The sequence below is a fragment of the Crocosphaera watsonii WH 8501 genome (assembly GCF_000167195.1).
In the GTDB taxonomy this organism is placed as follows: Bacteria; Cyanobacteriota; Cyanobacteriia; order Cyanobacteriales; family Microcystaceae; genus Crocosphaera; species Crocosphaera watsonii.
Window position 1 is genome coordinate 1 of record NZ_AADV02000194.1, and the last position, 7,274, is coordinate 7,274.

Genomic DNA, 7,274 nt, shown 5'->3' on the forward strand with positions numbered 1-7,274 from the left:
GAGAGAAGAGATCAATCACCGACCGTACTATGTGAAGTCATATCAACATATCTTCATCATGATCGAACTGATTATCGTTAGCGGTATTAGTACCTGTCGCAATGAAGGCTTAACCATTGCTCAGGTGGTTAAGAGATTTCAGGCTACGCTACCAGAAGCAGAGATTCATGTCTATGATAATCGTTCCACGGATGACACAGTTGCCCAAGCTGAAGCGGCCGGTGCCATTGTTCGCTACGAACCGCAACCAGGGAAAGGCAATGTGGTGAGACGAATGTTTGCTGATATTGATGCGGATATTTATATTTTGGTGGATGGGGATAATACCTATGAGGCGGAGGCTATCCCTGAGCTAATTAATAAATTATTAACCTATAATCTTGATATGGTGGTTGGGGCCCGTCGTTCAGCAGCAGAGGATAAACAGGCTTATCGTTTAGGTCATCGTAGCGGGAATCTGTTCTTGAAAGGAGTAGTTCAATTCTTATTTAGCGCAGATCTCAAAGATATGCTCTCAGGATATAGAGTTTTTTCCCGTCGCTTTGTCAAATCTTTTCCGGCACTATCCAGTGGTTTTGAAATCGAGACCGAACTAACGGTGCATACTTTAGAGCTAAAACTACCTTTCATGGAGGAGTATACCTTATACGGTTCACGGCCTCCAGGATCTGAAAGTAAGCTGAAAACTTTTACCGATGGTTGGCGGGTTTTAGGAACAGCTATCTTGCTTTTCAAAGAGGTTCGGCCTTTCCTTTTCTTTGGGATTATATCTGTTTTATTGGGTATGATTGCCCTGATTTTAAGTCTGCCAGTGTTAATAACTTATTTCAATACAGGATTAGTTCCCCGATTTCCCACAGTTATTTTAGCTGCCTCGATTATGTTATTAGCTTTTTTGAGTTTTACTTGTGGACTCATTTTAGATTCTGTTGCCCGTGGGCGGCGAGAACTTAAACGGATGACTTATTTATCCTATATTAATAAAAACTAGCGAGGTGAAATTCAATCATTGACGGGCATGAAATATATAAAACAGATTACGTTAATTGCTTTTTTATGGCTTTTACTAACAAATGCAGGTGATTTAGGGGTTCTAGATACGCAACTAAGGCTACAAATGGCTAATGCTTGGTGGACAGGCAAAGAAGAGGTACAAATTACCCCAAATATGAATAGAAAAATCAGAGGGGATATTCGGTTTGGGGTTATAGGGGCGAACGAAAAACGTTATATTGCTTACGAACAGGGACAATCTCTGTTGATGCTTCCTGGTGATTGGATAGGAACACAATTATCTAAGGTTTTTCCGATTTTAGAGGAAGAATAATGGCGAGAATTAATGGTTAGTTTTTTGATTTTTATTCCCATTAATGTTGCTGTTGTTGTTTCTGGCTATTGGTTGCTTAACTTATTCGATTTTCCTGATAAAGTAGCAGCTATTTCTAGCTTGCTTTTATTATTGGCTACTACTGTTCTTCATCATGCCCAAGTCCACCAACAAAATAACCAAATTCTGGCTCTAATAATTGTGGGATATGCAGGAGTTTTAGGATTTATTAAAACCCAGAAATATCCATTACTTTTTTGGAGTGGTTTAGCCTTAGGGGGAACCATTTTAATTAGGATAACCTGTATTCTTCATGTTTTTACGGTGGGTTATTTTTTATTAGGATGCTTACTATATCAAACTAAGAATATTCAAAAAATAATTAAAGATATTAGTATTTGGTTGGTGGGATTAGTTCCATTTACTTTTTTGGGTCGTCTTTTTGATATTATTCGCTATGGTAGTTTTTTTGCCAGTGGAAAAAGGGTTGAAAAACTCCAACTAGCTACAGATCCCATGTGGGAAGGACTACCACAACTAGACCCAAACTATCCCCTGGTTAACTCTCCTCATGTGGGTATATTGGGCCCATTTATTTCTCCAGCAAAAAGCATTTTTCTTTACGATCCTCTCGTCTTACCTTGTTTGGTGGCAGGTATAGCATATTGGCGACGTTTTCATCCTTATTTACAGTGGTATTTAATCACAATAGGATTGAATTTTTCCCTACATCTAGTAGCTTATAGTCGCTTCTTTTTTTGGCATGGAGATCATGCTTGTGCAGCTAGATATCACGTAACATCTCTTCATCTGTTTTTGCTTCCGTTAATTGCAGTATTAATTAAAGAAATTCCTTCTCTATCTAACCTCAAAAAAAACCTAGTCAAAGCTGCTATTACTATTGCTCTTATTGTTCAGTTAGCTTCCGTTGCTATGCCTTTAAATTTAGAAATTTTCCAAGAAGTAAATGCTTTTCCTGGATCTCAATATCAGCTACGGTTGCTTAAAAGAGTGATCAATATTGCCTGTTACGTTAACCCTTCTATTACTAAGTATTGTATTCCTAATTATTCTGAAAAGGAAAAACTTGTTAGCCAATGGAATCGGTTTAACTTCTTTCCCTTTGTTCTTCAAGAGAAAATTTCTAATCTTTGGCTCAATAGATTAATTTTTGTCCTTTGGTTTCTTATCTTGGTTAGTTCAATTATAGTTACTTATCGTTTTCTTATTGGTTAATCAAGCATTTTCTGTTGTTGACACTCTCCTGGCTGAAGCACAGGAGATTCATAACGATAGTATTAAATATTTTACGGAATTGCTAGATTTTTTCGCTTTTTTCACTTCTTTCCTTTATTCTAATAGAATCTAAAGATTTTAGTGATGTGGAAAGAATCCCCCGTTACAGCGAAGCTTAACGGTGGGATTCTTTCAATGCAAAGCAGATTCTACTTCTATGCAAAGATGCCTAGTCTTTGTTCAATTGTATTAAGATCAGAGGGACTAAGTGCGGGAAAATCCCAGATAAATAGGTCACCAATGTCATAGTTGATGATCTGATCAAGGAAATAATTAAGATTTTCTTCATTTAGTCCATGAGGAGTCAACGCTAGAATCACCTGTTTAGGAGGTACCCCGTTCTCGATAGTTCGTTGAATCGCAAGACCTACGTTATTTTCGATGTCTGGCATACTCCACATAGCATCGCCATAGCACATCAAAACCATACGATTAGCTACGCCTGTTACTGCAATCTGCATAACTGCTTCGTTGGTTGCTTGTCCCTCAGGACTTGAACCTGGGTTGTTGTAATTCCAGCCTGCAAGAAAAGTATAACTGGTTTGCATTGGCTGAAGTGCACCCATTGTTTGGATTAATCCATCTACATTCATGTTACACTCATCATCAAAATCCACACCAGCCCATCCATTCATGTTGGTGGCATCCAAGATAGCGTCGATGTAGGAGGAAGTAGATGGCATTCCTGGTGGCGTACATCCAGCCCCACCATAAGTCCACATTACCTGACCATTTGCCGGAGGAGTGGGGTTTGATGCTGGACTCCAACCTGGGGAACTAGGAGTGCCTGTTGTCAGTCCCTCTAGGTTCGTTACCATACCATACATAACATAAGAAAAGGTAGGTGGTGCCAGATCTTGAAGACTTTGAGTCCAACCGCCAATGACATAATTCATGATTGCTTCTCCTAGTTTTTACGATTATTCCTTGAACTCTTGGTATCCCCGAATTTCTCACAAAATCTGCGATCGCCAAACACAGAAGCCTTACAGGAAGTGGGTTTGAACAGAGCGATCGCAGATTTCCCCAACCAACAGTCTGTTGTCAGATTTTAAGTTAAAATCAACCCGAATTAGACAAAGATGAAAAGATAAATCAATCACTCATTTTTCAAAAAAAATTATTAATAAAATTTCTAATAGTACTAGATTGTTAGAATAAAATATGCTATAACTTAATTATTAAAGCAATTTACCTTAAACTGATTTAATGAGTCCCAGTCATCCCCGAAACCCTCGTCAAGTAATCAACTTTAGTAAACAGAAAGGAAAAGAAATAATCGCTAATTTTGATGGGGGACTAATCACTTCAGATGCGGGGATTGTCTGGATAGCTGAGTTGGATAAAAAACTGGGAATTACCGAGAAGTTTGGTAACTGTTTTCAAGATCATCGTCATCAATCTTATGTAGATCATTCCGTTCATGAGTTATTAGCACAAAGGCTTTATGGAATTATTTTAGGCTATGAAGATGTCAATGACCATGATAAATTACGTCACGATCCTGCCCTTAAGATCGCTTTAGAAAAGCTTAATGAACTTGAAGATAAAAAGGGATGGTTAGCTGGAAAAAGTACAATTAATAGATTGGAATATTGTCCTGAGACTATTCTCGACCAAAAAACGAGTCGTTATCATAAAATAGAACCCAACTTTGAAGCCATTGAAAAATCTTTTGTCGAATTTTGTTTAGAGTCTTATAAAAAACCTCCCTTAAGTATTATATTAGATATGGATGTCACGGATGACCAAGTACATGGTAATCAAGAAGGGGCATTTTTTAATAGTTATTATCACGGAGTATGTTATGCTCCTTTATATATTTTCTGTGGGCATCATTTATTAGTTGCTAAACTTCGTTCATCTAATGTAGATCCAGCCGATGGAGCCTTAGACGAATTACAAAGAATTATCGGACTGATTAGAGAAAAATGGTCAGAGACTCATATCCTAGTTAGGGGTGATAGTGCCTATGCCCGTGAAGAAATCTTCTATTTTTGTGAAAATCAGCCTTTAGTTGATTATGTTATAGCTATGGGAACAAATGGCGTTCTTAAGTTACGAGCGGATGATGTAATTGAAAAAGCCAAACATGAATATGAAAAAAAACTAGCTCCAATAACTGAATTAATGGATAGTTTATTTCAGAAAAAAGAAGATTTAGAAGAAGTTAAAAAATTAGTACCAATTTCTACTTGGTATCGCTCTATTCGTTATAAAACAGAAAAGTCATGGAGTTGTCAAAGAAGAGTAGTGACAAAAGTTTGTTATGGAAGTGATGGCTTAAAAATGCGCCATGTGGTGACATCTTTGCCCGCTTCAAAAATTCCACCCTCAAAACTTTATACAAAAAAATACTGTCCGAGAGGCGAGATGGAAAATCGGATTAAAGAACAACAATTAGACTTGTTAGCTGATAGAACTTCAACTCAAACATTTCAAAGTAATCAACTAAGATTATGGATACATTCCTGGGCTTATGTTCTCATAAATGCTTTTCGTCAACACTGTTTAAAAAAAACTTCATTGGCTAAAGCAACTGTGGGAAGAATACGTCTAAATCTTCTTAAGTTGGGAGCCAGAATAAAGATTAGTTGTAGAAGAATTATTATCGCTATAGCTAGTGCTTGTCCTTATCAAGATATTTTGTCTATTGCTAACAAAAGAATTAAAACTATTCCTAATACTGGATAAGTAGAATAAGTTGTTTTTTGAAAAAGATATCTATCATAAGTTGTTGACTGACTGATACTTTCATTTAGTCTTATTTATCGTGGAGAAAATCAAAAGTTAATATAATTATTCCCTCTTAAACTCAATTTTTGGATAATCAAAGTCAATTTTTTTATTCATCTATATTCAAAATTTCTATTAGTCCTAAAAATTATCATTTTTCATCTCTGGATTGGGCTTTCAAATTAATTTGTGAGAAATCCGGGTAATGCAAGAACCCCGTGAAGTTCTTCGGGCTAAAATGAAATCCGCTTGAAATCCTTTGGCCGTCAGCGATCGCAGGATAACTTAGCGGCATTCGTCCAAAAAGCTTTTGCTAATCATGGTTATACGTCTTATTTACATAAAATGCCTAATCTTTCTACTAATTTTGAGATAATATAAAATTAAGTTTGGCAGGGAAACAGCTATGAGTTCAGCATCGAATGAGCAATCCTCAATTATTCGTACTGAGCGTGGACTGACGATTACAGGTACACGCATCACTCTTTATGATGTAATGGATTACCTGAAAGCTCAGTATCCACCAAAGTTAATCCGTGAAAAACTCGGTCTTAACAATGAGCAAATTTGTTCAGCCTTAGCCTACATTGAAACCCATCGTACGGAGGTTGAAGCAGAATACCAAGAGTGTCTGCAAACAGCAGCAGAAATTCGTCAATATTGGGAAGAACGCAATCGGGAACGATTTGCCAAGATAGCCTCGATGCCCCCCAAGCCAGGTCAGGAAGCCCTTCGTGCCAAACTTCAAGCATGGAAAACACGAGCCTTAGCCCAGTCAAGACAGCTCCGCTCCAATTCAGAATTATTAAATAACTGGGGAACACTGTCGAATGAAGGTCTAATGCAATACCTACTCATCAAGCCACCTGATAACTATAGTTGACAACTTTTGGCTCTGTAAACTATAGTTAACGTATGCTCGAAGTTCGTCAAACAGAAATATTCGCCAACTGGTTTAAGGGATTAAAAGACCGTAGGGCTAAGGCTCGTGTACAAGCGCGGATTGACCGCCTGGAAATGGGCAACTTTGGCGATGTCAGTCCAGTTGGAGAGGGGGTGAGCGAGCTTCGTATTCATTACGGACCTGGCTACAGGGTGTACTTCGTGCAACGCGGATTAGTTATTGTTGTACTCCTATGTGGTGGTGATAAAAGCTCCCAAAATTCTGACATTACCAAGGCGAAAAAACTTGCTAGACAATTGGAGGATTGAATCATGGCTATTAGCACTACCCGCTGGGATTCAGCAGAACACCTCAAAACTGAAGAGGACATTCAGTTGTATCTAGAGGCTTGTCTATCTGAAGCTGGTGATGATCCTGCTTTGATTATTCATGCCTTTGGCGTAATTGCTCGGGCTAGGAACATGAGTCAGCTGGCGCGAGATACAGGGTTAAGCCGAGAAGGACTCTACAAGGCATTGTCTCCTGATGGCAACCCCACTTTTGCCACGGTAGCCAAAGTAGCCAAAGCCCTCGGTTTTAAGCTGACAGTTGAACCTTTAGTTTAATGTCAAGCGGCTCTGACTTCTCATGCTAACGAAAGGGGAGATCCCGGCTTTCGTCATCATCGTTTGCTCATTTTAGAGATGTCCTACAATCCTGAAAACGCCCTCATCGTCCAAAGCGACCGCACCATCCTTCTCGAAGTCCATGCTCCTACCGCAGGAGCCGCCAGAGAAGCCATCGCCCCCTTCGCTGAACTGATTAAAAGTCCCGAACCTCACGGGGTGACAAGTAGGTTGAAAAGTAAGTCCAGAGCGGTTTTTCTCTGTTACCCGACCCTAAACAATTGTCGGCAACCAGAGAGCTTATTGAGAATGAACGATAATGATAATCATTTGCAAATGGGGGGTCCACCAGTCCATGTGGGGTCGGCAATCGTAGGGCGCAGCACACTGGGCCACAAATGTTGGG

8 protein-coding genes and 1 pseudogene are annotated in these 7,274 nt (G+C 38.9%); 8 read left to right on the forward strand and 1 reads right to left on the reverse strand.

What is annotated here, in order from left to right; genetic code table 11:
• Nucleotides 1–58 precede the first annotated feature (58 nt).
• Genes CWATDRAFT_RS28285 through CWATDRAFT_RS28290 form a run of 3 tightly spaced genes read left to right on the forward strand, consistent with a single transcriptional unit; the run spans nucleotide 59 to nucleotide 2,563 of the window.
• The gene (locus CWATDRAFT_RS28285; protein ID WP_007308194.1) at nucleotides 59–991 is read left to right on the forward strand and encodes a glycosyltransferase family 2 protein; all 933 of its coding nucleotides are present in this window, start codon (nucleotides 59–61) and stop codon (nucleotides 989–991) included.
• Nucleotides 992–1,009: 18 nt separating this feature from the next.
• Nucleotides 1,010–1,327 (forward strand): hypothetical protein, encoded by a 318-nt coding sequence (locus tag CWATDRAFT_RS40675; protein ID WP_021829675.1) that lies wholly within the window; start codon nucleotides 1,010–1,012, stop codon nucleotides 1,325–1,327.
• Nucleotides 1,328–1,339: 12 nt separating this feature from the next.
• A complete protein-coding gene (locus tag CWATDRAFT_RS28290) occupies nucleotides 1,340–2,563 on the forward strand; it encodes a hypothetical protein (protein WP_007308196.1) in 1,224 nt (407 codons plus the stop codon).
• A 215-nt stretch (nucleotides 2,564–2,778) separates the two neighbouring features.
• Here the strand turns inward: CWATDRAFT_RS28290 and CWATDRAFT_RS28295 are convergent, their stop codons facing one another.
• Nucleotides 2,779–3,519: a hypothetical protein gene (locus CWATDRAFT_RS28295; protein WP_007308201.1), complete on the reverse strand. Its 741-nt coding sequence runs from the start codon at nucleotides 3,517–3,519 to the stop codon at nucleotides 2,779–2,781.
• Between the two features lie 313 nt (nucleotides 3,520–3,832).
• On the opposite strand from CWATDRAFT_RS28295, the gene CWATDRAFT_RS28300 reads away from it, so the two are divergent.
• The 5 genes and pseudogenes from CWATDRAFT_RS28300 (at nucleotide 3,833) to CWATDRAFT_RS28315 (ending at nucleotide 6,868) form a co-directional block, all read left to right on the forward strand.
• Nucleotides 3,833–5,317, forward strand: coding sequence for an IS1380-like element ISCwa5 family transposase (locus CWATDRAFT_RS28300; RefSeq protein WP_007308197.1), 1,485 nt, complete (start codon nucleotides 3,833–3,835; stop codon nucleotides 5,315–5,317).
• Nucleotides 5,318–5,608: 291 nt separating this feature from the next.
• Nucleotides 5,609–5,740, forward strand: a complete 132-nt coding sequence (locus tag CWATDRAFT_RS41195) for a hypothetical protein (RefSeq protein ID WP_268743139.1) — start codon at nucleotides 5,609–5,611, stop codon at nucleotides 5,738–5,740.
• A gap of 25 nt (nucleotides 5,741–5,765) precedes the next feature.
• Nucleotides 5,766–6,137, forward strand: a pseudogene (locus tag CWATDRAFT_RS28305) (DUF433 domain-containing protein); the annotation flags it as partial.
• A gap of 137 nt (nucleotides 6,138–6,274) precedes the next feature.
• A complete protein-coding gene (locus tag CWATDRAFT_RS28310) occupies nucleotides 6,275–6,571 on the forward strand; it encodes a type II toxin-antitoxin system RelE/ParE family toxin (RefSeq protein ID WP_007308199.1) in 297 nt (98 codons plus the stop codon).
• Nucleotides 6,572–6,574: 3 nt separating this feature from the next.
• Complete coding sequence (locus CWATDRAFT_RS28315; RefSeq protein ID WP_007308200.1) at nucleotides 6,575–6,868, forward strand: addiction module antidote protein; 294 nt, start codon at nucleotides 6,575–6,577, stop codon at nucleotides 6,866–6,868.
• The last annotated feature ends 406 nt before the right edge of the window (nucleotides 6,869–7,274 follow it).

Bases quoted from the DNA above. Each gene is read 5' to 3' on its own strand.
- CWATDRAFT_RS28310 (WP_007308199.1), top strand. From the start codon at position 6,275: ATGCTCGAAGTTCGTCAAACAGAAATATTCGCCAACTGGTTTAAGGGA.
- CWATDRAFT_RS28295 (WP_007308201.1), bottom strand. From the start codon at position 3,519: ATGAATTATGTCATTGGCGGTTGGACTCAAAGTCTTCAAGATCTGGCA.
- CWATDRAFT_RS28290 (WP_007308196.1), top strand. From the start codon at position 1,340: ATGGTTAGTTTTTTGATTTTTATTCCCATTAATGTTGCTGTTGTTGTT.
- CWATDRAFT_RS28315 (WP_007308200.1), top strand. From the start codon at position 6,575: ATGGCTATTAGCACTACCCGCTGGGATTCAGCAGAACACCTCAAAACT.
- CWATDRAFT_RS28285 (WP_007308194.1), top strand. From the start codon at position 59: ATGATCGAACTGATTATCGTTAGCGGTATTAGTACCTGTCGCAATGAA.
- CWATDRAFT_RS28300 (WP_007308197.1), top strand. From the start codon at position 3,833: ATGAGTCCCAGTCATCCCCGAAACCCTCGTCAAGTAATCAACTTTAGT.